A 26,263-nucleotide genomic window follows, 5' to 3' on the forward strand; every position below is an offset into this window, starting at 1 on the left:
CCCCCGTGTGCTGTCTAGGGTAGGCCCTCCGGGCCTTCGCCGTCAGCAAATCGCACGGCTTGTCGCCCGGCGGGTGCTCGATAACGGGAGGAAGTTGTGAAGCCCACGCAAGATGTCGATGCCGTGGTGCTCGTGGGTGGCAAGGGCACCCGCCTGCGGCCGCTCACGTTGTCCGCGCCCAAGCCGATGCTGCCCACCGCGGGCGTGCCGTTCCTGACACACCTGCTGTCGCGGATCCGCGCGGCGGGCATCGCGCACGTCGTGCTCGGCACCTCCTACAGGGCCGAGGTCTTCCAGGAGCACTTCGGCGACGGCGCGAAGCTCGGTCTCGAGCTGGAGTACGTCGTGGAGGACGAGCCGCTGGACACCGGTGGCGCCATCCGCAACGTCTACGACCGGCTGCGCGCCGAGCACGCCGTGATCTTCAACGGCGACATCCTCTCCGGCGCGCACCTGGGCGCGCTGGTCCAGGCGCACCGCGACGCCGCGGCCGACGTCACGCTGCACCTGCAGCGGGTCGAGGACCCGAGCCGCTTCGGCTCGGTGCCCACCGACGCCGACGGCCGGGTCACCGCCTTCCTGGAGAAGACGCCGAACCCGCCGACCGACCAGATCAACGCCGGCTGCTACGTCTTCCGCCGCTCGGTGGTCGAGTCCATTCCCGCGGGCCGGCGCGTGTCGGTCGAGCGCGAGACGTTCCCCGGCCTGCTCGCCGATGGCGCGCACGTGCACGGGTTCGTGGACGCGTCGTACTGGCTGGACGTCGGTACGCCCGAGGCGTTCGTGCGCGGTTCGGCCGACCTCGTGCGTGGCCTGGCGCCGACCTCCGCGCTGCCGGGGCCGACGGGCGAGTCGCTCGTGCTCGACGGCGCGAAGGTCGCCGACGGGGCGAGCGTGACCGGTGGTTCGACCATTGGCTCCGGCTCCAATGTCGCCGCCGGCGCGCAGGTCGCCGGTTCCGTGCTGTTCGACGGCGTGTCGGTGGCCGAGGACGCGATCGTCGAGGACTCGGTGCTGGGCGCCGGTGCGCGGGTGGGCAAGGGCGCGGTGCTGCGCGGCGTCGTGCTCGGCGACGGCGCGATCGTCGGTGCCGGCTGCGAGCTGCTGCACGGTGCGCGCGTCTGGCCGGACATGACACTGCCCGACGCCTCGATCCGCTTCTCCAGCGACTGCTAGTGCGCTACCGCCCACCGTTCACTGTGGACCTCGGCGCGGTGCTTTCCCCGCTGCGCCGCGGCAAGGGCGACCCGTGCTTCCGGGCGGAGGAGTCGGGGGTCAGCTGGCTGACCGGCAACACCGCGGACGGGCCGGGCACGCTGGCGTTCCGCCGGTTCGCCGACGGCGAGATCGAGGCGCAGGCCTGGGGCCCGGGAGCGGACCGGCTGCTCGACGGGGTGCCGGCGCTGCTGGGCGCGGAGGACGACGACGGCGAGTTCGTCGCGCACCACGACCAGGTGGCCCGGGCACGGCGGCGGCTGCCCGGGCTGCGGCTCGGGTCCTCGGGACGCGTCTTCGACGTGCTGATCCCGGCGGTGCTGGAGCAGAAGGTCACCGGCTACGAGGCCAGGCGGTCGTGGCGTGAGCTGTGCCGGTGGTACGGCGAGCCCGCGCCGGGCCCGGCGCCCGCGGGCATGCGCGTGCCGCCGACACCCCGCGCCGTCATGTCCATTGTGGACTGGAAGTGGCACAGGGCGGGGGTGGACCTGTCCCGGCGGCGGGCGCTGATCTCCGCCGCGCAGGTGGCACACCGGCTGGAGCGCGCGGCGGAGCTGCGGGGCGCCGAGGGCAGGGCGCTGCTGCGGAAGGTGCCGGGGATCGGCGTGTGGACCGCGGCGGAGGTGGCGCAGCGCGCGTGGGGCGACCCGGACGCGGTCAGCTTCGGCGACTTCCACATCCCGACCGTCGTCGGCTACGCCCTGCTGGGCGAGCCGCTGGACGACGAAGGGCTGGCGGAGGTGCTGGCGCCGTACGCGCCGCAACGCCAACGGGCGGTGCGGTACCTGGAGGCGGCGGGCTTCTCGCGCCCGAGGTTCGGCCCGCGCATGTCGGTGCGGGACTACCGGGCTATGTGAGCCCGAGCGCCGCCTTCGCGATGGCCAGGGCTTCTTCGGGCGGAAGCCCCAGTGCGCGGCACGTCGTGGCGTAGGTGGTGGCGGCCTGCTGCGCCAGCCGGCGGGACTCGTCCCCGGATGACGCGACGAAGCTGCCCGCGCGGCCGCGGGTCTCGATCAGGCCCGCTTCCTCCAGTTCCCGGTACGCGCGGGCGATCGTGTTCGGGGCGATGCCGACGTCCGCCGCGAGCTGGCGCACGGTCGGCAGTTTCGTCCCGACCGCGAGCCTGCCGTCGTTGATCTGTTCCGCCAGCGAGGACCGCACCTGCTCGTACGGCGGCACCGGCGAGGCCGCGTCGACGGAGATGATCATCCCGCCGCCGCCACGAGTTCCGCCAGGTCCTCCGAACCGGCGGGCAGCCCGTCGACCGGCCACCAGCGCAGGTCGTCGGACTCGTCGCTGCGCACCGGCTTGGCGCCGCGCGGCGCCTGCACCACGAAGCGCACATCGAAATGCCGCGTCGGCACGCCCAGCGAGCAGGTGATCGGATGCACGTCCAGCTGCACCGGCTCGGGCTCGATGTGCAGCTCCGCGATCCCCGACTCCTCCCGGGCCTCCCGCAGGGCAGCGGAAACCAGCGACGTGTCCGATGGCTCGCAGTGGCCGCCGAGCTGCAGCCACCGGCCCACCCGCGGGTGCAGGGTCAGCAGCACGTGCTCACGGTCGGCGTCGAGCAGCACCGCCGACGCCGTGAGATGCCCCGCGGCACAGGAGCGCAGGCAGGCGTCCTCGCGAGCCGCCAGGAATCCCAGAAAAGCCTGGCGCAACGCCTCCTGTGCTGCCGGAGCCGGTCGCCATTTGTGCAAAGTGGACGTCGCGTCGAGATGCAGGCTCACAGCTCCACCAATCCGTCGCCAGGCGAACCGGGTGAACGCAGCCCGGGCGCCGCGAGTGGACGACCGACCGCGACCGCGCCCAGCGGCTGCCATTGCGCGCCCAGCCCGAGCACCTCACGCACCACGTCGGCGGCGAAGATCGTCGACCCGATCCAGCACGAGCCGAGCTCCTCGGCGGCCAGCGCGACCAGCAGGCCCTGCACCGCGGCCCCGCCCGCGACCGTGAACATCGTGCGCTCACAGTCATTGCGGCGGGCGTCGGGATACGTGTGCGCGCCTTCGGCCACCAGGAACGGCAGCACGACCTCCGGCGCGTCGAACAGGATGTCCCCGCGGCCGACGCGTTTCGCGATCTGCTCGTCGGTGAACCCGTCCGCACGCAGGTCCGCGCGCCACGACTCCCGCATCGCCTCCAGCAGCTTCGTGCGCAACCCGCGGTCGCGCAGCCAGACGAACCGCACCGGCTTCGTGTGGTGCGGCGCCGGAGCCGTCAGCGCGGCGCCGATGGAGCGCCGCATCGTCTCGGGATCCACCGGCTCGTCGGCGAACTCGCGCACCGATCGGCGCACGAGCACGGCTTCCTTGCGGCCCCGCGCGATCGCCTCGGTGACGCCGAGGGAGAACATGTCCTCCTCGACCGGTCGCACCAGCTTGCGCGCGGTCGAGCCGTCGTCCACAAGGGACAGCCCACGGACCACGGCGACCGGGGTCGCCTTCAGCTTGCCCTTGACCAGGTCCGCCGCCGAGGCCACCTCGTCGGCGACGGCGATCTCGGTGACCTGCAGCTCGTTGCCCTGGCCGTCGACCTCGCCCTCGTAGGAGTGCAGCACCTTGAGCCCGGACGAGCCGATCGCCGCGTCCGTCTGGCCGACGCGCCACGCGCGGCCCATCGTGTCGGTGACCACCACCGCGACCTCGACGCCGAGCCGCTCCCGCAGGCCGTTGCGCAGTGCGAGCGCGGACCCGTCGGGATCCGTGGGCAGCAGGGCGATCTCACCCTGGTCCACATTGGACGCGTCGACGCCGGACGCGGCCTGCACGATCCCGAGCCGGTTCTGCGTGATCATGGTGCGGCCGAACCGGGCGAGCACCCGGACCGACTCCTGCTCGACCAGCTTCCGCCGCGCCTCGTCCCGCGCCTGCGGGTCCGTGGGCACCCGGATGAGCATGCCCTCGATCTTCGACACGACCTTGCTGGTCACCACGACGACGTCGCCGGAGCGCAGCCAGGGGGCCGCGCCGGCGATCGCGCCGGTCAGATCGTCGCCCGGCCGGAACTCCGGCAGGCCCTCGACCGGCAGGATCTCCAACCGGTCGGTGGAATGCTCAGTCAAGGTCCACTCCGGACAGTTCCAGCGCCGCGCGGGCCATCGCCGCCGTCGCGCCGACATCGGTCATCAGCAGCGGCACGGCCCGCACCGCGACGCCGGGCACGTGCACGGTCTCGCCGGAGGCCACGAGCCACCCGTCGAGCAGGCCGTCCTCCGAGGTCTGCCGCGAGCCGTAGTGGCGGCCGACGGCCTCGGCGGAGGTCTCCACGCCGATCGCGGTCAGGCAGGCGTCGGCCATGCCGCGCACGGCCTTCCCGCCGATGATGGGGGACACCCCGACGACCCCGGCCGCCGTCTTCCGCAGCGCCTGCCGCACACCCGGCACGGTCAGCACCGTGCCGACCGACACCACCGGGTTCGACGGCGCGAACAGCACCGCGTCGGCCTCGGCGATCGCCTCCAGCACGCCCGGCGCCGGCTTGGCCTCGTCCGCGCCGACGGGCACGATCGAGTGCGCGGGCAGCTCGGCCTTGTACCGCACCCACCACTCCTGGAAGTGCAGCGCCTTGCGGCTGCCGGGTTCCTCCGGGTCGTCGACCACGACGTGCGTCTCGACCCGGTCGTCGGTCATCGGCAGCAACCGCACGCCCGGCTGCCACCGGTCGCACAGCGCCTCGGTGACCGCGGACAGCGGGTAGCCGGCACGCAGCATCTGGCTGCGGATCAGGTGGGTCGCCACGTCCTTGTCGCCGAGCCCGAACCAGCTCGGCTCGGCGTCGTAGGCCGCCAGCTCCTCCTTGACCACCCAGGTCTCGCCCTGGTGGCCCCAGCCTCTTTCGGTGTCGATCCCCCCGCCCAGGGTGTACATGCACGTGTCGAGGTCCGGGCAGATCCGCAGCCCGTGCATCCACACGTCGTCACCGGTGTTCACCAGCGCCGTGACCTCGTGCGGCCCGTCGCCGGGACCGATGGGGGGCAGGCCGAGTGCGGCCTTCACGCCGAGCAGGAACCGGGCGCCGCCCACCCCGCCGACAACTACGACAACCTTCACAGGGAGCGATCCTCGCACGCCGGAACCCAGTACCGGTACTGATGGTGCTCACGGAACCCGAGCGCCTCGTAGAGCGCCAGCGCGGGGGCGTTGTCCACCGCGACCTGCAGCACGCATTCGGTCGCGCCACGCCCGGCCGCCCACTCCCCGGTGGCCGCCATGAGTGCCCTGGCCAGCCCCCGCCGCCGGTGCTGCGGGCGGACCGCCAGCCGGGATACGTGCAGCAGCCCACCCGCGACCGCGGCCCGGACAGCGCCCGCGGTGATCTCCGCCACTGCGTACCCGACCTCGCCGGTCGTCAGGACGTGCCGCTGCGCGGGCGCCGGCTCGGTGGTCCCCGCGGCCAGCTCCCACCAGGCCGCCGACGGCTCGGGCAGGAAGGACACCCCGTCCGCGCCCGTCCCCAGCGGTCCGACGAGGACGGACACCAGGTGCCCGGCCGCGTGGTCGGTCTTCGGCACCCACCCCGCCGCCTCGATCGCCCGCTCGTTCGCGCTGCCGACCACGGCCTGGGCGACGGGCGGGATGTCGTGGGCGTGGGCGAACTCACACACCCGGTCCAGCGCCTCGGCGACGGGCAGGCCCGGGTCGCCGACGGCGAGCGCGCTGTTCGCACGGCCGGTGAAACCGGAAGCCGCACGTAGCCGCCAGTCACCCACCTTGTCCTCGGTGACGGCGGGCCAGGCGTCGGCGCAGAGCAGTTCGACGGTCTCGGTACGGTGCACACCGACATTGTGCCCGTCTAAGGGTGCCCTTATCTGGGAATGCCGGGCTTCGGACGCGTAATGTCCGATGTCGTAGCTGGATCTCATTCACACAGCAGGAGTGCGCAGTGACCTACGTGATCGCCGAGCCCTGCGTCGACGTGCTCGACAAGGCGTGCATCGACGAGTGCCCAGTCGACTGCATCTACGAGGGTGACCGGATGCTCTACATCCACCCCGACGAGTGCGTGGACTGTGGCGCCTGCGAGCCGGTGTGCCCGGTGGAAGCCATCTACTACGAGGACGACGTCCCCGACGAGTGGGCGGCCTACACCAAGGCGAACGTGGACTTCTTCGACAAGCTCGGGTCCCCCGGCGGCGCGTCCAAGGTCGGCAAGACCAGCGACGACCCGCAGTGGATCAAGGACCTGCCCCCGCAGGGCGAATGAGCTCGCTGCCCGACTTCCCCTGGGACTCCCTCGCCGGGGCCAAGGCGACCGCGAACGCCCATCCGGGCGGTGTGGTCGACCTGTCCGTCGGTACCCCGGTCGACCCCGTCGCGCCGGGCATCCGGGACGCGCTGGCCTCGGTGTCGGACATCCCGGGATACCCGCAGACGCACGGCACGCCGCAGCTGCGGGCCGCCGCGGTCGAGGCGTTGCGGCGCCGCCACGGCGTGACCGGGCTGGAGCCGGACGCGGTGCTGCCCACGATCGGCTCCAAGGAGCTGGTCGCGTGGCTGCCGAGACTGCTCGGCTTCGGTCCAGGCGACACGGTCGTGCTCCCGGAGCTGGCGTATCCGACGTACGAGGTCGGTGCGCTGCTGGCCGGTGCCTCGGTGCTGCGCTCCGACAGCCTCGTCGCGCTCGGGCCGCAGCGCCCGGCGATGATCTGGCTCAACTCGCCGTCCAACCCGACCGGCCGCGTGCTCGGTGTGGACCACCTGCGCAAGGTCGTCGAGTGGGCGCGCGAACGGGACGTGGTCGTCGTGTCCGACGAGTGCTACCTCGCGCTGGGCTGGGAGGGCGAGCCGGTCTCGGTCCTGCACCCGACGGTCAACGGCGGCAGCACGACGGGGCTGCTGGCCGTGCACTCGCTGTCGAAGTCGGCCAGCCTCGCCAGCTACCGCGCCGGGTTCGTCACCGGTGACCCGGTGCTCGTCGCGCGGCTGCTGGAGATCCGCAAGCACGCCGGCATGATCGTGCCGCGGCCCGTCCAGGAGGCGATGACGGTCGCGCTCGCCGACGACGAGGTGCTGCGCACCCAGCGCGAGCGGTACGCGCGGCGGCGGACGGTGCTGCAGAAGGCGTTGCTGGACAACGGTTTCCAGATCGACCACTCCGAGGCCGGGCTGTACCTGTGGGCCACCAGGGGCGAGGACTCCTGGCAGACCGTGGGGTGGCTCGCCGAGCGCGGCATCCTGGTCGCCCCCGGCACCTTCTACGGCCCGGCCGGCGGCAAGCACGTGCGGGTGGCGCTGACAGCGACCGACGAGCGCGTCGAGGCAGCGGCCGACCGGCTCGCCGGTCAGTAGTCCTTACCCGTCAAACCCCGGTACACGAAGCGGGTCAGCGCTTCCAGAACGTCCTCTTCGGACAGTTCCGGGTGCACGGCGGGCCACATCTCGATGAACTGGTCGACCATCGCGAACATCATCGTGAGCGCGACACGCGGCTCGGTCGGCAGGTCGATGCCGTCGAGGTGATCGAGGATGTCGGCCGTCTCGTCGGCGCCGAAGCGCGCGAACTTGGCCGCGATGTCCGGGCGCACCAGTGCGGCCTGCCGCAGGGCCTGCAGCGTCGCGGCGTTCGCGCGCTGGAACCCCAGGTACGCCCGGACGTGGAAGCGGATCGCGTCCGGGTCGTTGAAGTCGCTCTTGTGCTCGGGTAGCGCCGCGGTCTCGTCGCTCTGCTCCGACAGGTCCGCCATGAGGGATTCGAGCAGCTCTTCCTTGCTCGCGAAGTGGTTGTAGAACGAGCCGGCCGCACGTCCCGCTGCCGCGGTGATGTCGGTGATCTTGGTGTTCAGGTAGCCCCGCTCGGCGAACAGCCGCTTCGCCGCGTCCTTCAGCGCGGCCTCCGTCTCGGCCGCCTTCTCCTTGCGATTCACCGCACCTCCTTGACGGGAACGGTAGCAGCGAGCATGCTGAATTTAAATTCACTGAATGGAGATTCATCATGAACGTGCTGATCGCCGGAGCCGGCCCGACCGGGCTCACACTGGCCATCGAGCTGGCTCGACGGGACGTCGAGGTCCGCATCGTCGACAAATCGACCGAGTACTTCGCCGGCTCCCGCGGGGACGGGATCCAGCCGCGCACCCTGGAGGTGTTCGACGACCTTGGCGTGCTCGACGCGGTGCTGGCCGCGGGCGGGCCGCCGGTCCCGATGCGGGTGCACCTGCGGGGGGAGTTCGTGCAGGAGCGGCGGATGGCGCCGCCGCGCGAGCCCACCCCGGCCGTGCCGTACCCGAACCCGTGGATGCTGGGGCAGTCGCAGACCGAGGGGATCCTGCGCGACCGGCTCGCTGAGTTCGGCGTGCACGTCGAACTGGCCACCGAGGTGGTGTCCTTCGAGCAGGACGCCGACGGGGTCAGCACGACGCTGTCCACCGGCGAGGTCGTGCGCTCGTCGTACCTGGTGGGCGCCGACGGCGGGCGCAGCGTCGTGCGCAAGACCCTGGGCATCGCCTTCGAGGGCACTACGGACGAGTCCATCCGGATGCTGCTCGGGGATGTCGCGGCCGACCTCGACCCGGCCTACGGCTACTGGTTCGCGAACGAGCTGGACCCGCGCTCCGGTGTGATGCTCAGCCCGCTGCCGGGCACCGACCTGTTCCAGTTCGGCGCGCCGCTCACCGAGGACGACAGCTCGGCGGCGCTGGGGACGTTGCAGGCCAAGCTGGACGAGCGCTCAGCGGGCGTGCGGCTCACCCGGCTCGCGTGGTCGACGGTGTGGCGCCCCAATGTCCGGCTCGCCGAACGGTTCCGGGCCGGGCGGGTCTTCCTCGCGGGGGACGCGGCACACGTGCACCCGCCGACCGGCGGCCAGGGCCTCAACACCGGCGTGCAGGACGCGTACAACCTGGGCTGGAAGCTCGCCGACGGCTCGCCGGAGCTGCTCGACAGCTACGAGGCCGAGCGCCGGGAGGTCGCGGCGCGGGTGCTGGGCGTCAGCACCGGCATCATGCGCAAGTACGCCGAGGGCGCCGACGACGCGCACGAGCGCGGCGAGAACACCCTGCAGCTGGACATCAGCTACCGCACCTCGACGGGGAAGCTCGTCGCGGGCGACCGGGCCCCGGACGCGCCCGTCGTCGACGCGAACGGCAAGGCGCTGCGGCTCTTCGACCTGTTCCGTGGCCCGCACGCGACGAGGCTCGTCTTCGGTGCGGACGCACCCGACGAGCCCCACGCGTATGCCGTGCTTCGGTCGGGCCAGACCGCTTCGGACACGTACGTCGTCGACGAGCAGGGGCACGCCTTCGCCGCCTACGACGCAGCCGACGGCGTCAGCGTCCTCGTGCGCCCGGACGGCTACGTCAGTTCGCGTGCAGAGCCGCGTTGAGCTCGACGGTCGCACCGGCGCGGGGGACGACCTCCACCGCGCCGGTCGCCGAGTTGCGGCGGAACAACGCGTTCGAGATGCCCGACAGCTCACGAGCCTTGACCGAGCGGCCTTCCAGGACGACCTTCGTGCCCGCCGTGATGTACAGCCCCGCCTCGACCACCGAGTCGTCGCCGAGGGAGATGCCGACCCCGCCGTTGGCGCCGATGAGGCAGCGCTCACCCAGCGAGATGACCTCCTTGCCGCCACCGGAGAGCGTGCCCATGATCGACGCGCCGCCGCCGACGTCGGTGCCGTCGCCCACGACGACCCCCGCGGAGATCCGGCCCTCGACCATGGACGCGCCGAGCGTGCCGGCGTTGAAGTTGACGAAGCCCTCGTGCATCACGGTGGTGCCACTGGCCAGGTGCGCGCCGAGCCGCACCCGGTCGGCGTCGCCGATGCGGACGCCGGCGGGGGTGACGTAGTCGACCATCCGCGGGAACTTGTCCACGCTGTACACGGTCACCGCGCCGCGGGCACGCAGCCCCAGCCGGGTCGTCTCGAAGCCTTCCACCGGGCAGGGCCCGTGGTTGGTCCACACGACGTTGGCCAGCAGGCCGAAGATGCCGTCCAGGTTCTGCCCGTGCGGCCGGACCAGCCGGTGCGAGAGCAGGTGCAGGCGCAGGTAGACGTCGTGCGCGTCGGCGGGGGAGTCGGCGAGGCGCACGATGCTGGTGCGCACCGCGATCACCTCGACACCGCGGTCGTCGTCCGGGCCGAGCAGTGCCGCGGCGGCCTCGCCGAGCGCTTCGACGGCCTGGTCGTGGGAGAGCCGCTCCGTCCCGGCGGTACCCGGCGTGCACAGCTTGGGATGCGGGAACCAGGTGTCCAGCACGGTGCCGTCGCCGCCGACGGTCGCCAGGCCGACGGCGGACGCGCCGGTGGTCTCGGGGTTCGGGGTCTCTTCGCTCACGGCCCCCACGGTAACCGACCGCCGGTCAGCCGGTGGCGACCTGGGTGTCGACGGCCTGCTTGATGTCGCGGAGGCTGGTCGCGATGTCGCGCAGCGCCGTTGAGCAGGGGGTTCCCGGGTTCGTGGCGGTATCGCAGTGTGCGCTGCGGTAGGCCCCGACGGCCTTGTCGAGCCCGTCGGCCAGGGTGTTCAGCTCGGGGTGCTTCGCGCCCGCCAGCTGCCGGACCATGCCGACGCTGCCACCCAGTTCGGTGACGTACTTCTCGCAGCCCTTCGGCACCTGTTTCTCGGGGGCCGAGAAGCAGGTGTCGGCCGTGTAGGCCCGCAGCTTCGTCGCGAGCGCGTCGGGAGTGGTGGCCTCGCCCGCGCCCTTGGGTGTCGGACCGGCTTCTTCGCCGCCACAGCCGGCCAGCGCAAGCGCGAGGGCGAGGACGGCCAGGGTCTTTCGCGTGCGCACGCTGACACCGTACGCGCACCGGATAGTGTCGGGCCCATGGCACTTGACCTGCATGCCGACCCCGTCGACATCACCGCCGCGCTGGTGGACATCCCCAGCGTGTCGGGCGAGGAGGCGGCGATCGCCGACGCCGTGCATGCCGCGCTCACCGAGCAGGCCGGGCACCTGGAGGTGGTCCGCAACGGCGACGCGGTGCTGGCGCGCACGAACCTCGGCCGCCCGTCGCGGGTGATCCTCGCCGGGCACCTGGACACGGTGCCGGTGAACCAGAACCTGCCGCTGCGCCGCGACGGCGAGACCCTGCACGGCCTCGGCACGGTCGACATGAAGGGTGGTGACGCGGTCTTCCTGAGCCTGGCGGCGACGGTGCTCGATCCGCGCCACGACGTGACCTTCGTCTTCTACGACTGCGAAGAGGTCGAGGCGACGCGCAACGGGCTCGGCCGCATCGAGCGGGAGCTGCCGGAGTGGCTGCGGGCGGACCTGGCGATCGTCGGCGAGCCGTCGAACGCGGTGATCGAGGCGGGCTGCCAGGGCACCATGCGTGTCGAGCTGCGGTGCACCGGCAGGCGGGCGCACACGGCGCGGGCGTGGATGGGCGAGAACGCGATCCACGCGCTCGCCGAGCCGATGCGGCGGCTGGCCGGATACCGGCCGCGCGACGTCGACATCGACGGGCTGCGTTACCGCGAGGGCCTGCAGGCGGTGCGCGTGTCGGGCGGGGTCGCCGGGAACGTGGTCCCGGACGAGGCGGTGCTGTCGGTCAACTTCCGGTTCGCCCCGGACCGGAGCGTGGAAGAGGCGGAAAAGCATCTGCGCGAGGTGTTCGACGGGTTCGATCTGTCCGTTGTGGACCGCTCGGCGGGTGCGCTGCCCGGGCTGTCCGCGCCGGCCGCCGCGGAGCTGGTCGAGGCCGCGGGCGGGCAGGCCGCGGCGAAACTGGGCTGGACCGACGTCGCCCGGTTCGCGGCGCTCGGCATGCCGGCGGTCAACTTCGGCCCCGGCGACCCGACGCTCGCGCACACCCGGGAAGAATTCGTTCACGCGACCGAAATCAGCCAGGTGGCCGGTGTCCTGCGGGAGTTTCTGGGGGGTCGCTAGTCTTGCGGGGGTGACGATGGACGAGACCGACGAAGCGGCCGAGTACCCCGAGCATCCGCGGGAGAAGCACCGGGGGCCGGTGGTGTTGCGCCGGGGCAGCCGCGACGAGGACAGCACCACCGACCAGCGGCTGCTCGACTCGCGCGGGCCCAGCGACTGGGTGCACACCGACCCGTGGCGCGTGTTGCGCATCCAGGCCGAGTTCGTCGAGGGCTTCGGCGCGCTGGCCGAGGTCCCGCGTGCGGTGACGGTGTTCGGCTCCGCCCGGACCCCGCGTGACCACCCCGAGTACGAGCTGGGCCGCAAGATCGGCGCGGCGCTCGCGCACGCCGGGTTCGCGTCGATCACCGGCGGCGGGCCGGGTTCGATGGAGGCGGTCAACCGGGGCGCGTCCGAGGCGGGTGGCCTGTCGATCGGGCTCGGCATCGAGCTGCCGTTCGAGCAGGGCCTGAACCCGTGGGTCGACCTCGGGGTGAACTTCCGGTACTTCTTCACCCGCAAGACGATGTTCATCAAGTACGCGCAGGCGTTCATCTGCCTGCCAGGCGGGTTCGGCACCCTCGACGAGCTGTTCGAGGCGCTCACGCTGGTGCAGACCAAGAAGGTGACGAAGTTCCCGGTCGTCCTCTTCGGACAGTCCTACTGGGGCGGGCTGTACGACTGGGTGAAGAACACCGTCTACGGCGAGGGCAAGGTAGGGGAGAAGGACCTGGCGCTGCTGCACGTGACCGACGACATCGACGACGCGGTGCGGGTGGTCCAGGAGTCGTACAAGGCATGGGAGGACACCCACTAGTGCGCCGGATCTGTGTGTTCTGTGGTTCTTCGCCGGGCAAGGACCCGGTGTATGCGGAGCAAGCCGCCGTGCTGGGCAAGCTGCTCGCCGAGCGTGGCATCGGCCTCGTCTACGGCGGGGCGAGTGTCGGCATCATGGGCGTGGTGGCCGACGCGGCCCTCGCGGCGGGCGGTGACGTGATCGGCGTGATCCCGCAGCACCTCAAGCGCGTCGAGATCGCGCACGCGGGGTTGACGGAGCTGTACGTGACGGCCGACATGCACGAACGCAAGGCGAAGATGGCCGAGCTCGCCGATGGTTTCCTGGCGCTGCCCGGTGGGGCGGGGACGCTCGAGGAGCTGGCCGAGGTGTGGACGTGGGCGCAGCTGGGGCTGCACTCGAAGCCGCTGGGGCTGGTGGACGTGGCGGGGTACTACCGGCCGCTGCGGGAGTTCGCGGACCACATGGTGGCGGAGGGCTTCCTGCGGCAGGAGCACCGGGACCTGGTCTTCGTGGACGCCGACCCGGTCGTGCTCCTGGATGCCTTTGCCAGGTACGAGGCCCCCACCGTGGCGAAGTGGGTCCAGTAGGGAGACCGGTTCGGTAGCATCACGGTTTTCCTGCTGGCCGGCTCGCGAAGGCGAACTCACAGCGCCAGCCACCCACCAACGGCAGCCGGGTATGGCCGCGCCCGCTCGCCCCCTTACCCCGATCCCCGCGTCCGTTGAACGATGAAAGATCGGGGTGGGGTGGCCCACCTCGCGCTCCGCGCGAGGTCCCCGAGACCCCCTCATCTCGCCTGACGCAGTTGGTCAGTTGCGCGGTCATCCCGTCGCCCGCCGGACCCAGCACACGTTGCAGGTCCCCGCCCCGCCGAACCTAAGCCGCCTCCCCCGGACGCTTGTGATAGCGGTCCACGTACTCCAGCTCCGACAGCTCCAGGATCTTGTACATGATCTCGTCGGTGATGGCGCGGCGGATGGCGGGCGAGTTCTCCATGCCCTCGTACCGGGCGAAGTCCAAAGGCGCGCCGAAGCGGACGCACACCTTCGCCGGCCGGGGGAGCTTCTTGCCGATCGGCAGCATCTTCTCGGTCCCCGTCAGCGCTACCGGCACGACCTTCGCGCGGGTGGCCAGCGCCAGCGCGCCGACCCCGGTGTGGCCGCGGTGCACCCGGCCGTCGAGGGACCGGGTGCCCTCCGGGTAGATCCCGAACGCGTCCCCGTCTTCGAGCACCTTGCGCGCCGCCTCCAGGGCCGCCATCCCCGCCGCCGCGTTGCCGCGCTCCACCGGCACGTAGTCCAGCGCCCGCAGGAACGCCGCGAACAGCCGGCCCTTCGGCCCGCGGGCGGTGAAGTACTCGGCCTTGGCCAGGAACGACACCGGGCGCGGCGCGACGATCGGGATCACGAACGTGTCCACCGCCGCCCGGTGGTTCGACGCGAAGATCACCGGGCCGGTCAGCGGCACGTTCTCCGTGCCGTGCACCTCGGGCCGGTAGACCAGGCGTGCGAACGGCGACAGCACCCGCCGGACCAACAGTTGCAGCAAGACTCCTCCAGACTCCTTCGGCTCCAGCATGACACCACGCGATGCCGCCTACCAGGAAACCGCGCTCGTCTCGGCCATCCGGAGGAGCGCGCACGGCGCCGGGATGTGCCACCATCGGCGGATGCGTGCGTGGGCATTCGTCACCTTCGTCTCCGGAGTGCTCATCGTGCTGTTCCTCGTCCTGTTCTCCCTGCCCGTGCACGCCACGCCTCCCGGCGGCCAACCGATCGCCTGCGGGAACGGCTGGACCGTGGCCGACCTCCCCGCCAAGCCCGTACCGCAGGCCGGCACCTACGACCGGTACTTCTCGCCGGGCAGTCAGGCGCAGGCCGACACGCGGGTGTGCGACCGGGCACGGAAAGTGCGGAAGGCCGCCGGCGTTCTCGTGCTGGGCTTGGGCGTCGTCGGCCTCTGCGGCGCCTTCCTCGGCCGGCGCGCCACCCGGGTGAGCCGGACGTGACGGGCCACGAAACGCCAGTTCGACGGGGGACTGCCACAATCGTGATGTGACGACCGCGCTGATCTACCTCGTAGTCATGCTGCTCGTGGCGGCGGTGGTGTTCCTGCTGGCCGCAGTCGTGTTCGGCCGCGGTGAAGAGCTCGCACCCCTGCCGCCGGGCAGCTCGCCGACGCGGCTGCCGGTCCGCGACATCACGGGCGAGGACGTCCAGGCCGTGAAGTTCCAGCTGGTCCTGCGCGGCTACAAGATGTCCGAAGTGGACTGGGTGGTGCGCAGGCTCGGCACCGAGATCGACTCGCTGCGCGCCCGCGTCGCCGAACTCGAAGCGCAACGCGAGACCTCGAGATGACGGATCTCGTCTTCTCCGTCGACGTCGCGGCCCCGGCGGGCACGACCTGGCTGGCGCTGACCGACTGGCCCCGCCAGCACGAGTGGCTGCTGGGCACGCACGTGCAGGTCGTCGAGGGGGACGGGCGCAGCGTCGGCTCCCGGATCGCGGCCTTCACCGGGGTCGGCGGCGCCGGCTTCACCGACCAGATGGAGATCACCGCCTGGGAGCCGCCGGTCCGCTGCACCATGCGCCACCTCGGGAAGTTCGTCCGCGGCACCGGCGCCTTCCACGTGCAGGCGAAGGGGCCGCAGTCCTCGACGTTCGTCTGGTCGGAGAGCCTCGACCTGCCGTTCGGCCTGCTCGGACGGCTCGGCTGGCCGGTCGCGCGGCCGGCGTTCTCCCTCGGCATCCGGCGTTCGCTCAAGCGGTTCGCCGAGTTCGCGGAGGACTACACGATGGGGGCGGTGTGACGGTCGTGCTGGGGGAGGACGGCGTCGCCCGGTGCCCCTGGGGCAACACGGCCCCGGACTACGCGGTCTACCACGACACCGAATGGGGCGTGCAGCTGCACGGCCGGGACGCGCTGTACGAGCGGCTGTGCCTGGAGGCGTTCCAGTCCGGCCTGTCGTGGATCACGATCCTGCGCAAGCGCGAGGCCTTCCGCCGCGCGTTCGCCCAGTTCGTGCCGGAGAAGGTGGCGGAGTTCGGCGAGGACGACGTGGCGCGCCTGCTCGCCGACGCCGCCATCATCCGCAACCGGGCGAAGATCCGGGCGGCGATCACCAACGCGAGGGCGGTCGCGGAGCTGGACCGGCCGCTGGACGAGCTGCTGTGGTCCTTCGCACCCACGGACCCGCGCCCCCGCCCGCGTGCCATGGCCGACGTTCCGGCGACCACGCCCGAGTCGAAGGCGATGGCCCGCGAGCTGAAGAAGCGCGGCTTCGCGTTCGTCGGCCCCACCACCTGCTACGCACTCATGCAGGCCACGGGCATGGTCGACGACCACCTCGAAGGCTGCTTCCGCGCGGCTTAGCGTCGTCGGCCCCGATCCTGCCGCCACCCGCACCCAGGCCGCGCTCCTCGCCACCCGCCGGTAGCGGGTGGCGAGGCGGGGACCTACTTGCCCTGGAAGGTGGGCTTGCGCTTCGCCACGAAGGCTTCGACCGCCTCGCGGTGGTCCGCGGTCGAGCCGAGCACGGTCTGTGCGGCGTCCTCGGCGAGCAGCGCGTCCTCGAGGCTGCTCTCCGCGGCCGCGGTCAGCACCTCCTTGATCTTCGCGTAGCTGACCGTCGGGCCGGCGGCGAGCTTCGCCGCGACGGCGTGGGCGCGCCCGGCGAGCTCCTCGTCCGGCACGACCTCGCCGACCAGGCCCAGCTGCTTCGCCTCGTCCGCCTGCACCGTGCGGGCCAGCAGCATCAGCTCGGCGGCACGGCCGTAGCCGACCAGCCGCTGCAGCGTCCACGACGCGCCCGAGTCCGGCCCGAGCCCGACGTTGGCGAAGGCCATCAGGAAGTTGGCCGAGGCGGCCGCGATGCGCAGGTCGGCGGCGTAGGCGAAGGCCGCACCGGCTCCGGCGGCGGGCCCGTTGATCGCGGCGACCACCGGTTTCGGCATGTCGACGATCGTGCGCACGATCGGGTTGTAGTGGTCGGCGACGGTGCGCAGCGGCGACGGGTCGTCTGCCTGCAGCAGCCCCACGTGCTCCTTCAGGTCCTGGCCCGCGCAGAACGCCTTCCCGGCGCCGGTGAGCACGACCGCGCGCACGTCCGGCGCGGCCGCGGCCTCGCGGAGCGCCGCGAGCAGGCATTCCTTCAGCTCCACGGTGAGCGAGTTGTAGGCCTTCGGCCGGTTCAGCGTCAGGGTGCGCACGCCGTCGGTGTCGGCGGTCAGCAGCACGTCCTCGGTGGTCACTGGTCTCCTCCTGGCTTCTGGGCGGCCTGCGGGCCGCATACCAGCACCTATGCAAACACGAAAAGATCGGTCCGCGTTCGCACGCCCGCGTTGATGAGGGAGAATGGCCCTCGACACCCGGTTGGCTCAGACACGCGCGACCCGGGCGCGCCGGTTGAGACGGAGGGAGCACGCTATGGCGGCCATGAAGCCCCGGACCGGAGATGGTCCCCTCGAGGTGACTAAGGAGGGGCGGGGCCTCGTGATGCGCGTGCCGCTCGAGGGTGGCGGGCGACTCGTCGTAGAGCTGTCGGCCGAAGAGGCCAAGGACCTGGGCGTCGCCCTTCAGGAGGCGACGAGCTGACTCTGCTCGTGCTGTCCGCCGGCTGACGATCGTCAGCCGGTTTTTCGCCGTCCCTTCCCGGAGGTCCTCCGTTGGCGCGCTTTCCGCTGCCGTCCGTACCCAGCCGCCTGATCGACATCGAGGTCGCCGACTCCCGGCGCCGAAGCACACCGGTCGCCGCGGCGGACCCGGACCTGCAAGCCGGTGAGGTGCGCGAGGGCCACGGCGAGGTCCGCTGGCTGGTCGGTGTCGGCGCCGGTGCGGCGAAGGACTGGCGTGCCGCCGGCGCGGCGCTCGTCCGCGCGGCGCAGGCCGACGATGGGAAGCCGGCCCGGGCCGTGCAGGTCGAGCTGGGGGCGGAGGCGAACGTCGCCGAGCTGGCGATGGGGGCGCTGCTGGGGGGCTACCGGTTCAAGGTCAGTGCCGAGACCACGCCTGGCCTGCAGACCCTGCGACTGGTGACGCCCGAGGCGGCCGCGGCCGAGCAGGTCGTCGAGCGCGTCCGTGAACTGGCCGCCGCCGCGACGCTCGCGCGCGACCTCGCGAACACGCCGTCGAACATCAAGAACCCGCCGTGGCTCGCCGAGACCGCCGAACGCGTCGTCGCGGGCGTGCCCGGGCTGCGCGCGACGATCCGCGACGAGGCATGGCTGGCCGAGCAGGGCTTCGGCGGCGTCCTCGCCGTCGGCGGTGGTTCGGCCAGCCCGCCGCGGCTGATCGAGCTGACCTACCGGCCGCGCGGGGCCGGCAGGCATCTGCTGCTGGTCGGCAAGGGCATCACGTTCGACACCGGCGGCCTGTCCATCAAGCCGGCCGAGGGGATGCACCTGATGCGCACCGACATGGCCGGTGGCGCCGCGGTGATCGCCGCGATCCGCGCAATCGCGACGCTGGGCCTCGGCGTGCGGGTGACCGCGCTGGTGCCGGCCGCGGAGAACCACGTGTCGGGCGGGTCGTACCGGCCGGGCGACGTCGTGCGCCACTACGGCGGGATCACCACCGAGGTGAGCAACACCGACGCCGAGGGCCGGATGGTCCTGGCCGACGCGCTGGTCTACGGCATCCGCCGGTTCCGCCCCGACGCGGTCGTCGACGTGGCGACGCTGACCGGGGCCATGAAGGTCTCGCTCGGCCTGCGCACCGGCGGCCTGTTCGCGACCGACGACGAGCTCGCCGCCCGGGTGGTGGCGGCGGGGGAGCAGGCCGGTGAGGCGTGGTGGCGGATGCCGCTGCTGGAGGAACACGTGGACGCGGTGCGCGGTGAGCTGGCCGACGTCCGGCAGGCGCCGGGCGGGCCGGGTGGGGTGACCGCGGCGCTGTTCCTGCGCGAGTTCGTCGACGGCGTGCCGTGGGCGCACCTGGACATCGCGGGCCCGGCCCGGGCGGAGAAGCCGTACGCGGACGTGGTCCCCGGTGCGACCGGCTTCGCGGCCCGCACCCTGGTCGAACTGGCGGCGTCTTACGCCTGAGCGCTTCCGGCACGCCGGAGCCGCGGGCGGGCGCGGTGGCTCACGTCTGGGCGCTTCCGGCATGTTCGCGCGGGAGTCGGTGCCGATGTGGTGGGCGCTTCGAGCCGGAGCCGCTGGCCGAGGGCGGCGCGGTGCTTACGTCTGGGCGAGGACGTAGTCGCGGAACGAGCGCACCGCCGGGGTGAAGCGGTCGCCGGTGGGCCAGGTCAGGCAGATCGTCCGGCTGACCTTCGGCGCCAGCGGGATCTCCACGACCCCGTCCGGCGTCCTGGCACCGAACTCCGGCAGCACGGCCACCCCGAGCCCGGCCGCCACCAGCCCGCGCACCGTGTCCGACTCCTGGCCCTCGAAGGCGATCTTCGGCTCGAAGCCGGCTTCGGCGCACAGGGCGTCGGTGATCTGCCGGACGCCGTAACCGTGCTCCAGCGTCACGAACGCCTCGTCCGCCAGCTCCGCGAAGCGGACCCGGCGCCGGTGGGCGAGCCGGTGCCCCGCTGGCACGCACAACAGCAGGTCCTGCTCGGCGAGCGTGCTCGACTCCAGGTTCGGATCGTCCGGCACCGGCGCGACGAGCGCGAGGTCCAGCTCGCCCGTCGCGAGCCGGTCGAGGATGTGCCGGCGTGAGCCCTGCACCAGGGTGAACCGGACGCCGGGGTACTGCGCGCGGAACCCCCCCAGCAGGCTGGGCACCAGCCGGCGCCCGAGCAGGTGCAGGAACCCGAGCACGACGTGCCCGGTGGCCGGTTCGAGCTCCTCCCGCGCCTGCCGCGCCCCCGCCTCGACCGTGGTGAGCGCGCGCCCGGCCGTGTCGGCGAGGATCGTGCCCACCCTGGTCAGCCGGATCCCGCGGCCGGCGGGCTCGGTCAACGGCGCGCCGAGCGCCTCGGCGAGCGCCGCAAGGCGGCGGCTCAACGTGGGCTGCGGAACCTCCAGCAGCTCGGCCGCCCGGGTGATGTTGCGCGTCTCACGCAGAGCGGACAACAGGGCCAGGTTGGGCGCCAGCACCCCGACGAACCGCTGGTCAGCGGCCTCCGCTTCGGTCTCATACGTCACCGTATCGATAGTGCCACTTTGCTGTATTAGACGTATCGGTTAGCCAGGCTTAGCTTCGAGTGTGTGACCGCTGACCTGCTCGTTTCCCCGCCGACCGATACCCGCCGGGTGAAGGTCGCGGTGGCCGCGGCCGGGATCTCGTCGTTCGCGCTGCTGTACGCGCCACAGCCGGTGCTGCCGCAGCTCGCCGCGCAGTACCACCTCGACCCCGGTGCCGCCTCGCTCGCGATCAGCGTCGCCACCGGCGCCCTCGCGATCGCCGTGCTGCCGATCGCCGCGCTGTCGGAGATCGTCGGCAGGCGGCCGGTGATCCTCACCTCGGTCATCGCGGCCGCCGTGCTGGGCCTGCTGTTGCCGCTGGCCCCGTCGTACGGGGTGCTGCTGGTGCTGCGGGCCCTCCAGGGCGCCGCGATCGCCGGTTTTCCCGGGGTGGCCGCGGCCTACCTCGTCGAAAAGCTCGGCAAGACGGGCGTGGCGGCCGCGGTCGGCGCGATGATCGCGGGCAACTCGGTCGGCGGCATGCTCGGCCGTCTCTCGGCGGGGTTCAGCGCGGAGGCGCTCGGCTATCACGGGGCACTGATCGTGGTGGCCGGCGTCGGCACCCTGTTCACCGTGCTGACCGTGCTCACGCTGCCGCGGTCCCGGCGCGCCGCGCGGGAGCCGAAACCGGCGATCCGCGAACAGCTGCGCGGTGTGCTCGTCGGCGTCGGGGCGGCGCTGGGCAAACCGGTGCTGCTGGCGCAGTACGTCGTCGGACTGCTGGCCATGGGCTCGTTCGTGGCGATGTACAACGCGGCGGGCTTCCGGCTCACCGGCGCACCGCTGGACCTCTCGCCCGCGATCGCCTCCCTGGTGTTCCTCGCCTACGCCATGGGTTCGGTGTCCTCGGCGACCGTCGGCAAGCTCGTCGGCCGCTTCGGGCGGCTGCGCACCGCCGTGTGCGCCCTGCTGGTCACCGTGCTCGGGATCCTGCTGACGCTGCCGGACTCCCTGGTCCTCGTCGTGCTCGGGTTCCTGGTGCTCACCGGCGGGTTCTTCGCCGCCCACGCGGTCGCGAACAGCTGGACCGCCGCGGAGGCGCCCGAGGGGGCCCGTGGTCAGGCGTCCGGCACCTACACGCTCACCTACTACCTGGGCAGCAGCGTCGGCGGCACGGTCGGCAGCATCGTGTACGCGCACGCGGGCTGGGGCTGGCTGGTCGCGGCGACGAGCTGCTGGCTGCTGATCGCCGTCGTCGCCGTCACGTTCACCGCCCGGCGAGGAAGTACTCCTTTCCGGACGGTTCCCGCGGCCGGATAGCCCGGGCACCGCCCGCGGTCGCCGAAGCCAGCGGCGGCAACGCGACCAGGACAGGCGCGTCCCACTCCCGCGCCACGTCGAGCCACACCTCGCGGTGGTGGGCCGGGCTCTCGCGCGTCACGCGCACCGGCTCCCGCGCCGCCCCGGACACGGCCTGCCCCGGCACGAGCTGCGCCTGCGCACCGGCCCGGGCGGGCAGCGCCGACGCGAGCACCCAGTACGTGCCGGCGGGCACGTCCATCAGCAGGAAGTCGCTCGTCTCGCCGAGCAGCGTGCCGCTGACCGGGAAGCCTCGCGCCGTCCGGCGGGGGAACAGCCCGACGTAGACCGACGGCGTCCCGCCCAGCAGCGCCAGCGCGGCGGGCGTCAGCCGGACCGACCCGGTCACGATCCCGCCGTCGCGCGCGGCGCCGGGCACGATCACCGGCTCGGGCGGCGCGTCGGCGAGCGCCTCGGGCAACCGGCGGAACCGGACCGGCGACTGCCCGACCGCGGCGGTGAACCGCGCCGTGAAGGTGCCGACCGAGCTGAAGCCCACCGCGTGGCACACGTCGATCACGCGCTCGTCGGTCGACAGCAGCAGCCGCTTCGCCCGCTGGAACCGGTGCGCCGCCAGGAACTGGCCCGGCGGCAGCCCGAGCTGCCGTTCGAACGCGCGCGAAAGGTGGAACGGGCTGTAGCCGACGTGGTCCGCGACGTCGCACAACGTGATCGGCTCGCCGCAGCGACCGGCGAGAAAGCGGGCGGCCTCGACAACGGCCTGTCGCACCGGGCACCTCCTCGGCTCGCGGTGAGCGCCACCGTAACCCCGGGCACCGACAGTTTCAGGAACGAAGAGCCGCGACCAGCAGTCCGCCGCCGACCGGCAGCAGCGAAGGCACCAGCCGCTCGTCGTCCCGCAACGCCCGTGCCAGCTCGCGAGCGGCCAACGCGCCCGGGTCCCGCCGCGCCGGGTCCGACCGCGGTGCGAGCACCCCGTGGAACGCGATGACCCCGCCCGGGCGCAGCAGGTGCACGCCTTGTTCGTAGTAGCTGGGGTACTCCGCCCGCGCCGCGTCGATGAAGACCAGGTCGTAGCCGCCGCTGGTCAGCCGGGGGAGCACGTCGAGCGCGCGGCCCATGATCAACCGGGTGCGCCCGGGCGGGAACCCCGCCTCGGCGAACGTCCGGCGCGCGGTGCGGTGGTACTCGGGCTCGAGGTCGATCGAGGTCAGCACGCCTTCGGGGGTCATGCCGCGCAGCAGGTACAGCCCGCTGACCCCGGTGCCGGTGCCGATCTCCACGACCGCCCGCGCGCGCAGGCTCGTGGCGAGGAAGCACAGCGCCGCGCCGGCCGCGCCACCGAGCGGCGCGCAGCCCAGTTCCTCCGCGCGCACGCGGGCGCTCAGCAGGGCGTCGTCGTCGGGCAGGTAGCTCTCGACGTAATCACCGACGCCGGCGTGCGTCTCGGAGGTCACGCGGGAAAGGTTAGCGCTGGTCGTCGCCAAAATCGTGCAAGACGTGCACACTTCTCTCAGGTGCCTCTCAGTCCGGTCTCACTACATCCATAAGGAGACGCGTCAAGCTGTGTCCCACAGCCGGGAACACAGCGCGGCCGGACCACGTTGGATCAACCAGTAGGGAGAACAGCCTGATGGAGGTGCCTTCCCCGCCGATGCAGAAGAGCCCGATGAACGAGCAGCTCGCGACCGAGGGCCGTCCGGTGACGGTGGACGAGGCCGCGTGGACGCCGCCGTCGTGGGACGAAGTCGTGCGGGAGCACGCGGACCGCGTGTACCGGCTCGCCTACCGCCTGACGGGCAACACCCACGACGCCGAGGACCTCACCCAGGAGACCTTCATCCGGGTGTTCCGGTCCCTGGCCTCCTACAAGCCCGGCACCTTCGAGGGCTGGCTGCACCGCATCACCACGAACCTCTTCCTCGACATGGCGCGCCGCCGCTCGCGGGTGCGCATGGAGGGGCTGCCCGAGGACACCGACCGGATCGTCGGCGACGACCCGAGCCCGGAGCAGGTCTACAGCGAGACCCATCTGGATCCGGACCTGCAGGACGCGCTCGACGAGCTGCCGCCGGAGTTCCGCGCCGCGGTGGTGCTGTGCGACGTCGAAGGGCTGTCCTACGAGGAGATCGGCGCGACGCTCGGCGTCAAGCTGGGCACCGTGCGCAGCCGGATCCACCGCGGCAGGCAGGCACTGCGTGCCTCGCTCGAGCGGCGGCGCGCGCTGAAAGAGGATTCGATGGAGGCTTCGGCATGACTGGAGGACCACGCGCAGCGCTGCGAGTAGGACCGACCGGGTGCGGGGGTCCGGCATGACACAGCCTCTGCGAGGCCGGGGCCTGCTTCCCGAGTCGCATCTCCTGCCTGACGTGGTCGTCGCGTTCGTCGACGGCGAGCTTTCGCTCGGTGCGCGGGACCGGGCCGCTTCGCACATCGCCGGATGCCCGTGCTGTGCGGCGGAGGTCGCGGCGCAACGGCAGGCCCGGGCAGCGGTCAAGCGCGCTGAGGCGCCCAGCATGTCCGCCGGTTTCCTGGCGAGCCTGCGGGCGATCCCCGAGCACACCGATCTTCCGATGTCCCCGGACAACCTGGCGCTGACCGAGGACGGCCAGCTGGTCGCCATCCAGCGCCCGGACCGCGTCGCGGGCCTGCGGCACATGCCCGGCACGCTCGGGTCCTCGGCCCCGCTCGGTTCCGGCACCCCGCTGGGCAGCGGCTCCGCCGTGCTCAACGCGCACCGCTCCGGCTCCGTGCGGCGGCGTGCGGCGCAGGGCGCCGGCGTGGTCGTGTCCGGCATCGTGCTGAGCGCGCTGGCGCTCGTCGCCACTTCCGGTGGCGGTGCGGGTACGGCCCAGGTCACCCCGCAGCCCGCGGGTAGCAACCCGGGCGTGCTGCGTGCGCAGTTCGGCGGCCAGGACCAGCCTGCCGCGCCCACCACCACGACGACCACCCTGGTCACCCCGGGTCGCTGACGTCGGCTTCACCGTCGAGGCGGAAGAATCAGGTGGCGTAGGGTCGCGCCGAGCCGTGAAGTCCGTCCAACCCGGGGAACGATGAGTCAGCCGAACACTCCAGCGGAGAACTCCGGCGAGCCTCGGCTCGCCCCCAAGCCCCTGGACCGTCCCCCGGTCGATCCCGCGCAGGCCGCCACTTTCGGCAGGCCGCGTGGCGTCGAGGGCGCCTTCGACAAGGTGTACACGCCCACCTCTCGCAACGGCGACAAGATCATCTCGAGGCCGCCGGCGCCGGAGTCGCTGGCCGAGGCCTTCGGGCGCCCGGCCGGCGCGGAGGACGTCCAGCTCCAGCGTCCCGGCGACGACAACGGCAACGGGCGGCCCACGTCGCCCGAGTCGCCCCTGTGGTCGAAGACCGCCGACCCATGGCGTGACCCGGGTGCGGCCGCTGTGCTCGGCGGCCCGGCGCTGGACACCGAGGACGACGAGAAGGACGACGACGAGCGGCCCCGTGGCGCGATGCTGTCGCTGCCCGAGGTGCTGTTCGGCCGCCGGGTCAAGCCCACCGCGCTCGGCCTGCTCGGGGTCGTGTGCCTGCTGATCGGCGCCGTGGGCGGCCTGGTCGGCTGGTGGGTGGCGAGCACCGGGGACTCGCTCACCGGGAGCGCGACGATCGCCGAGGCCGAGGCGGGCAAGGAGCGCGCGCCGGGCTCGATCGCGAACATCGCGCAGCGGGTGTCCCCCGCCGTCATCTCGATCGAGGTGAAGTCCGGTGACTCCGGCAGCGTCGGTTCCGGCGTGGTGATCGACCCGAACGGCTACGCGATCACCAACAACCACGTCATCTCGCTGGCCACCAGCGACCCGCAGGCCAAGATGACGGCCGTGTTCAGCGACGGCACCCGCACCGACGCGAAGGTCGTCGGCACCGACCCGAAGACCGACCTCGCGGTGATCAAGGTGGCGGTCGCGAACCCTGTCGTCATCCAGATCGGCAAGTCCGCCGACCTCGAACCCGGCGACTCGGTGATCGCCGTCGGCTCGCCGCTCGGCCTGCAGAACACGGTCACCGCGGGCATCGTCAGCGCGCTGCACCGGCCGGTCACGGTGCCGGGCGAGAACGGCGACCCGCCGGTCACCTACGACGCGATCCAGACCGACGCGTCGATCAACAGGGGCAACTCGGGTGGCGCGCTCGTCGACTCGACCGGGGCGCTGATCGGGATCAACTCGTCGATCCGGACCGACACCGGTGACACCGGGGGCAGCATCGGCACCGGCATCGGGTTCGCCATCCCGGCCGACGAAGCGATGAAGATCGCGAAGGTGCTCATCAGCAACGGCACCGTCAAGCACGCCGACATCGGGGTCAACGCCAACTCCGTCTCGGCCGACACCGCCGAGGGCGCCGTGGTGGCCAACATCGCCGACGGCGGCCCGGCCGCCCGGGCCGGCATCGCGGAGGGCGACGTGATCACGAAGGTCGGCGACCGGCTGGTGCGCAACGCCCCCGAGCTGACGGTCGCGGTGCGGGCGCACAACGTCGGCGAGGTCGTGCCCGTGCAGATCGTCCGGCAGGGGCGCCCTCTTGTCGTCGACGTAACCCTGGGTTCCGATTAGCCGGGTACGCTGACCGGGCAAGGGTCACGAGGAGGTTCGCTGGTGTTCGATAGCGTGGGCTGGGGCGAGATTCTGGTTCTCATCGTCGCCGGTCTGTTCATCCTCGGCCCGGAGCGGCTGCCCGAGGCGGCGTCGTGGCTGGCGAAGAGCGTGCGCAAGGTGCGGGAGTTCGCCTCCGGTGCGCGCCAGCAGCTGCGGGACGAGATGGGCCCGGAGTTCGAGGACTTCCGCAAGCCGCTGGAGGACCTGCGGCAGCTGCGCAACTTCGACCCGCGTCGCGCGATCACGAACCACCTCTTCGACGGCGACAGCGACCCGCTCGGCCTCAACGGCACCAGCGGCGGCAGCACGAAGCCCAACGGCTACCCGGCCGTCCCGGTGAAGCCGGAGCAGGAGGCGCTCAAGCCGGGGGAGAGGCCGCCGGTCGACCCGGACGCGACCTGACTCTTGACAAGTTGACGGCCG

Annotated in this window: 32 protein-coding genes; 19 read left to right on the forward strand and 13 right to left on the reverse strand. The window is 72.4% G+C overall.

The window, feature by feature from the left end:
* Positions 1-96 precede the first annotated feature (96 nt).
* Together manB and LWP59_RS04455 are read left to right on the forward strand one after the other, a co-directional pair.
* A complete protein-coding gene (gene manB / locus LWP59_RS04450) occupies positions 97-1,176 on the forward strand; it encodes a mannose-1-phosphate guanylyltransferase (RefSeq protein ID WP_229858152.1) in 1,080 nt (359 codons plus the stop codon).
* Entirely contained in the window at positions 1,176-2,072 is an 897-nt protein-coding gene (locus LWP59_RS04455; RefSeq protein WP_144643355.1) for a DNA-3-methyladenine glycosylase family protein, read from the forward strand. Before manB ends, LWP59_RS04455 begins: the two co-directional genes overlap by 1 nt.
* On the opposite strand, the gene LWP59_RS04460 is transcribed toward LWP59_RS04455, so the two are convergent.
* The 5 genes from LWP59_RS04460 to LWP59_RS04480 are packed head-to-tail and all read right to left on the reverse strand — an operon-like array spanning position 2,065 to position 5,995.
* Positions 2,065-2,424, reverse strand: coding sequence for a GntR family transcriptional regulator (locus LWP59_RS04460; protein ID WP_144643354.1), 360 nt, complete (start codon positions 2,422-2,424; stop codon positions 2,065-2,067). The genes LWP59_RS04455 and LWP59_RS04460 overlap by 8 nt on opposite strands.
* Complete coding sequence (locus LWP59_RS04465) at positions 2,421-2,948, reverse strand: NUDIX hydrolase (protein WP_144643353.1); 528 nt, start codon at positions 2,946-2,948, stop codon at positions 2,421-2,423. Before LWP59_RS04465 ends, LWP59_RS04460 begins: the two co-directional genes overlap by 4 nt.
* Positions 2,945-4,282, reverse strand: a complete 1,338-nt coding sequence (locus LWP59_RS04470; protein WP_186383478.1) for a coenzyme F420-0:L-glutamate ligase — start codon at positions 4,280-4,282, stop codon at positions 2,945-2,947. Before LWP59_RS04470 ends, LWP59_RS04465 begins: the two co-directional genes overlap by 4 nt.
* Positions 4,275-5,270, reverse strand: coding sequence for a 2-phospho-L-lactate transferase (gene cofD / locus LWP59_RS04475; protein WP_144643351.1), 996 nt, complete (start codon positions 5,268-5,270; stop codon positions 4,275-4,277). Before cofD ends, LWP59_RS04470 begins: the two co-directional genes overlap by 8 nt.
* Entirely contained in the window at positions 5,267-5,995 is a 729-nt protein-coding gene (locus tag LWP59_RS04480; RefSeq protein ID WP_144643350.1) for a GNAT family N-acetyltransferase, read from the reverse strand. The genes cofD and LWP59_RS04480 overlap by 4 nt, the downstream gene beginning before the upstream one ends.
* Before the next feature lie 107 nt (positions 5,996-6,102).
* Between LWP59_RS04480 and fdxA the strand changes: the two genes are divergently transcribed.
* Both fdxA and dapC read left to right on the forward strand, forming a co-directional pair.
* Complete coding sequence (fdxA, locus tag LWP59_RS04485; protein ID WP_144643349.1) at positions 6,103-6,423, forward strand: ferredoxin; 321 nt, start codon at positions 6,103-6,105, stop codon at positions 6,421-6,423.
* Entirely contained in the window at positions 6,420-7,508 is a 1,089-nt protein-coding gene (dapC, locus tag LWP59_RS04490) for a succinyldiaminopimelate transaminase (RefSeq protein WP_144643348.1), read from the forward strand. Before fdxA ends, dapC begins: the two co-directional genes overlap by 4 nt.
* On the opposite strand, the gene LWP59_RS04495 is transcribed toward dapC, so the two are convergent.
* Positions 7,502-8,083, reverse strand: a complete 582-nt coding sequence (locus LWP59_RS04495; protein ID WP_144643347.1) for a TetR/AcrR family transcriptional regulator — start codon at positions 8,081-8,083, stop codon at positions 7,502-7,504. The two genes, dapC and LWP59_RS04495, sit on opposite strands and share 7 nt — an antisense overlap.
* Before the next feature lie 68 nt (positions 8,084-8,151).
* On the opposite strand from LWP59_RS04495, the gene LWP59_RS04500 reads away from it, so the two are divergent.
* Positions 8,152-9,540, forward strand: coding sequence for an FAD-dependent monooxygenase (locus LWP59_RS04500; protein WP_144643346.1), 1,389 nt, complete (start codon positions 8,152-8,154; stop codon positions 9,538-9,540).
* Here LWP59_RS04500 and dapD read toward each other — a convergent pair.
* Together dapD and LWP59_RS04510 are read right to left on the reverse strand one after the other, a co-directional pair.
* Positions 9,515-10,495, reverse strand: a complete 981-nt coding sequence (dapD, locus tag LWP59_RS04505) for a 2,3,4,5-tetrahydropyridine-2,6-dicarboxylate N-succinyltransferase (protein WP_144643345.1) — start codon at positions 10,493-10,495, stop codon at positions 9,515-9,517. The two genes, LWP59_RS04500 and dapD, sit on opposite strands and share 26 nt — an antisense overlap.
* Before the next feature lie 25 nt (positions 10,496-10,520).
* Positions 10,521-10,952 carry a hypothetical protein gene (locus LWP59_RS04510; RefSeq protein ID WP_144643344.1) on the reverse strand — a complete coding sequence of 144 codons (432 nt, stop codon included), beginning with the start codon at positions 10,950-10,952 and terminating at the stop codon, positions 10,521-10,523.
* A gap of 36 nt (positions 10,953-10,988) precedes the next feature.
* On the opposite strand from LWP59_RS04510, the gene dapE reads away from it, so the two are divergent.
* Genes dapE through LWP59_RS04525 form a run of 3 tightly spaced genes read left to right on the forward strand, consistent with a single transcriptional unit; the run spans position 10,989 to position 13,418 of the window.
* Positions 10,989-12,053, forward strand: a complete 1,065-nt coding sequence (gene dapE / locus LWP59_RS04515) for a succinyl-diaminopimelate desuccinylase (RefSeq protein ID WP_144643343.1) — start codon at positions 10,989-10,991, stop codon at positions 12,051-12,053.
* Between the two features lie 16 nt (positions 12,054-12,069).
* A complete protein-coding gene (locus tag LWP59_RS04520; protein WP_144643371.1) occupies positions 12,070-12,849 on the forward strand; it encodes an LOG family protein in 780 nt (259 codons plus the stop codon).
* Positions 12,831-13,418 carry an LOG family protein gene (locus LWP59_RS04525; RefSeq protein WP_186383477.1) on the forward strand — a complete coding sequence of 196 codons (588 nt, stop codon included), beginning with the start codon at positions 12,831-12,833 and terminating at the stop codon, positions 13,416-13,418. Before LWP59_RS04520 ends, LWP59_RS04525 begins: the two co-directional genes overlap by 19 nt.
* A 289-nt stretch (positions 13,419-13,707) precedes the next feature.
* Here LWP59_RS04525 and LWP59_RS04530 read toward each other — a convergent pair whose 3' ends face one another.
* Positions 13,708-14,379 carry a lysophospholipid acyltransferase family protein gene (locus LWP59_RS04530; RefSeq protein WP_144646219.1) on the reverse strand — a complete coding sequence of 224 codons (672 nt, stop codon included), beginning with the start codon at positions 14,377-14,379 and terminating at the stop codon, positions 13,708-13,710.
* Between the two features lie 121 nt (positions 14,380-14,500).
* Here LWP59_RS04530 and LWP59_RS04535 point away from each other — a divergent pair, with 121 nt between their 5' ends.
* From LWP59_RS04535 to LWP59_RS04550, 4 genes are read left to right on the forward strand one after another with little or no spacing between them, the layout of a single operon-like run.
* Entirely contained in the window at positions 14,501-14,839 is a 339-nt protein-coding gene (locus LWP59_RS04535; RefSeq protein ID WP_144646221.1) for a hypothetical protein, read from the forward strand.
* 46 nt (positions 14,840-14,885) lie between these two features.
* The gene (locus LWP59_RS04540) at positions 14,886-15,188 is read left to right on the forward strand and encodes a DivIVA domain-containing protein (protein ID WP_144646223.1); all 303 of its coding nucleotides are present in this window, start codon (positions 14,886-14,888) and stop codon (positions 15,186-15,188) included.
* Positions 15,185-15,640 carry an SRPBCC family protein gene (locus tag LWP59_RS04545; RefSeq protein ID WP_144646225.1) on the forward strand — a complete coding sequence of 152 codons (456 nt, stop codon included), beginning with the start codon at positions 15,185-15,187 and terminating at the stop codon, positions 15,638-15,640. The genes LWP59_RS04540 and LWP59_RS04545 overlap by 4 nt, the downstream gene beginning before the upstream one ends.
* Entirely contained in the window at positions 15,637-16,203 is a 567-nt protein-coding gene (locus tag LWP59_RS04550; protein WP_144646227.1) for a DNA-3-methyladenine glycosylase I, read from the forward strand. The genes LWP59_RS04545 and LWP59_RS04550 overlap by 4 nt, the downstream gene beginning before the upstream one ends.
* Positions 16,204-16,286: 83 nt before the next feature.
* Here the strand turns inward: LWP59_RS04550 and LWP59_RS04555 are convergent, their stop codons facing one another.
* Entirely contained in the window at positions 16,287-17,081 is a 795-nt protein-coding gene (locus LWP59_RS04555) for an enoyl-CoA hydratase-related protein (RefSeq protein WP_144646229.1), read from the reverse strand.
* A 175-nt stretch (positions 17,082-17,256) separates the two neighbouring features.
* Here LWP59_RS04555 and LWP59_RS04560 point away from each other — a divergent pair, with 175 nt between their 5' ends.
* Together LWP59_RS04560 and LWP59_RS04565 are read left to right on the forward strand one after the other, a co-directional pair.
* Positions 17,257-17,424, forward strand: coding sequence for a DUF3117 domain-containing protein (locus LWP59_RS04560; protein WP_081617745.1), 168 nt, complete (start codon positions 17,257-17,259; stop codon positions 17,422-17,424).
* Between the two features lie 71 nt (positions 17,425-17,495).
* On the forward strand, positions 17,496-18,872 hold the full coding sequence (locus LWP59_RS04565; RefSeq protein ID WP_191334857.1) for a leucyl aminopeptidase family protein: 1,377 nt from the start codon (positions 17,496-17,498) through the stop codon (positions 18,870-18,872).
* Between the two features lie 135 nt (positions 18,873-19,007).
* Here the strand turns inward: LWP59_RS04565 and LWP59_RS04570 are convergent, their stop codons facing one another.
* Entirely contained in the window at positions 19,008-19,925 is a 918-nt protein-coding gene (locus tag LWP59_RS04570; protein WP_144643447.1) for a LysR family transcriptional regulator, read from the reverse strand.
* 108 nt (positions 19,926-20,033) lie between these two features.
* Between LWP59_RS04570 and LWP59_RS04575 the strand changes: the two genes are divergently transcribed.
* Positions 20,034-21,224 carry an MFS transporter gene (locus tag LWP59_RS04575; RefSeq protein ID WP_144643450.1) on the forward strand — a complete coding sequence of 397 codons (1,191 nt, stop codon included), beginning with the start codon at positions 20,034-20,036 and terminating at the stop codon, positions 21,222-21,224.
* Here the strand turns inward: LWP59_RS04575 and LWP59_RS04580 are convergent.
* Both LWP59_RS04580 and LWP59_RS04585 read right to left on the reverse strand, forming a co-directional pair.
* A complete protein-coding gene (locus LWP59_RS04580; RefSeq protein ID WP_144643446.1) occupies positions 21,172-21,993 on the reverse strand; it encodes a helix-turn-helix transcriptional regulator in 822 nt (273 codons plus the stop codon). The genes LWP59_RS04575 and LWP59_RS04580 overlap by 53 nt on opposite strands.
* Positions 21,994-22,048: 55 nt before the next feature.
* The gene (locus tag LWP59_RS04585) at positions 22,049-22,681 is read right to left on the reverse strand and encodes an O-methyltransferase (RefSeq protein WP_144643445.1); all 633 of its coding nucleotides are present in this window, start codon (positions 22,679-22,681) and stop codon (positions 22,049-22,051) included.
* Positions 22,682-22,857: 176 nt separating this feature from the next.
* On the opposite strand from LWP59_RS04585, the gene sigE reads away from it, so the two are divergent.
* The 4 genes from sigE (at position 22,858) to tatB (ending at position 26,242) form a co-directional block, all read left to right on the forward strand.
* On the forward strand, positions 22,858-23,481 hold the full coding sequence (gene sigE, locus LWP59_RS04590) for an RNA polymerase sigma factor SigE (RefSeq protein ID WP_144643444.1): 624 nt from the start codon (positions 22,858-22,860) through the stop codon (positions 23,479-23,481).
* Positions 23,482-23,536: 55 nt separating this feature from the next.
* The gene (locus LWP59_RS04595; protein WP_144643443.1) at positions 23,537-24,196 is read left to right on the forward strand and encodes a zf-HC2 domain-containing protein; all 660 of its coding nucleotides are present in this window, start codon (positions 23,537-23,539) and stop codon (positions 24,194-24,196) included.
* An 81-nt stretch (positions 24,197-24,277) separates the two neighbouring features.
* Positions 24,278-25,798 carry a S1C family serine protease gene (locus LWP59_RS04600; RefSeq protein WP_144643442.1) on the forward strand — a complete coding sequence of 507 codons (1,521 nt, stop codon included), beginning with the start codon at positions 24,278-24,280 and terminating at the stop codon, positions 25,796-25,798.
* 42 nt (positions 25,799-25,840) lie between these two features.
* Positions 25,841-26,242 (forward strand): Sec-independent protein translocase protein TatB, encoded by a 402-nt coding sequence (gene tatB, locus LWP59_RS04605; protein WP_144643441.1) that lies wholly within the window; start codon positions 25,841-25,843, stop codon positions 26,240-26,242.
* The last annotated feature ends 21 nt before the right edge of the window (positions 26,243-26,263 follow it).

The organism is Amycolatopsis acidiphila, from assembly GCF_021391495.1.
GTDB lineage: Bacteria > Actinomycetota > Actinomycetes > Mycobacteriales > Pseudonocardiaceae > Amycolatopsis_E > Amycolatopsis_E acidiphila.

Bases quoted from the DNA above. Each gene is read 5' to 3' on its own strand.
- LWP59_RS04460 (WP_144643354.1), bottom strand. From the start codon at position 2,424: ATGATCATCTCCGTCGACGCGGCCTCGCCGGTGCCGCCGTACGAGCAG.
- dapC (WP_144643348.1), top strand. From the start codon at position 6,420: ATGAGCTCGCTGCCCGACTTCCCCTGGGACTCCCTCGCCGGGGCCAAG.
- LWP59_RS04500 (WP_144643346.1), top strand. From the start codon at position 8,152: ATGAACGTGCTGATCGCCGGAGCCGGCCCGACCGGGCTCACACTGGCC.
- dapE (WP_144643343.1), top strand. From the start codon at position 10,989: ATGGCACTTGACCTGCATGCCGACCCCGTCGACATCACCGCCGCGCTG.
- LWP59_RS04520 (WP_144643371.1), top strand. From the start codon at position 12,070: ATGGACGAGACCGACGAAGCGGCCGAGTACCCCGAGCATCCGCGGGAG.
- LWP59_RS04525 (WP_186383477.1), top strand. From the start codon at position 12,831: ATGGGAGGACACCCACTAGTGCGCCGGATCTGTGTGTTCTGTGGTTCT.
- LWP59_RS04535 (WP_144646221.1), top strand. From the start codon at position 14,501: ATGCGTGCGTGGGCATTCGTCACCTTCGTCTCCGGAGTGCTCATCGTG.
- LWP59_RS04545 (WP_144646225.1), top strand. From the start codon at position 15,185: ATGACGGATCTCGTCTTCTCCGTCGACGTCGCGGCCCCGGCGGGCACG.
- LWP59_RS04560 (WP_081617745.1), top strand. From the start codon at position 17,257: ATGGCGGCCATGAAGCCCCGGACCGGAGATGGTCCCCTCGAGGTGACT.
- sigE (WP_144643444.1), top strand. From the start codon at position 22,858: ATGGAGGTGCCTTCCCCGCCGATGCAGAAGAGCCCGATGAACGAGCAG.
- LWP59_RS04595 (WP_144643443.1), top strand. From the start codon at position 23,537: ATGACACAGCCTCTGCGAGGCCGGGGCCTGCTTCCCGAGTCGCATCTC.
- LWP59_RS04600 (WP_144643442.1), top strand. From the start codon at position 24,278: ATGAGTCAGCCGAACACTCCAGCGGAGAACTCCGGCGAGCCTCGGCTC.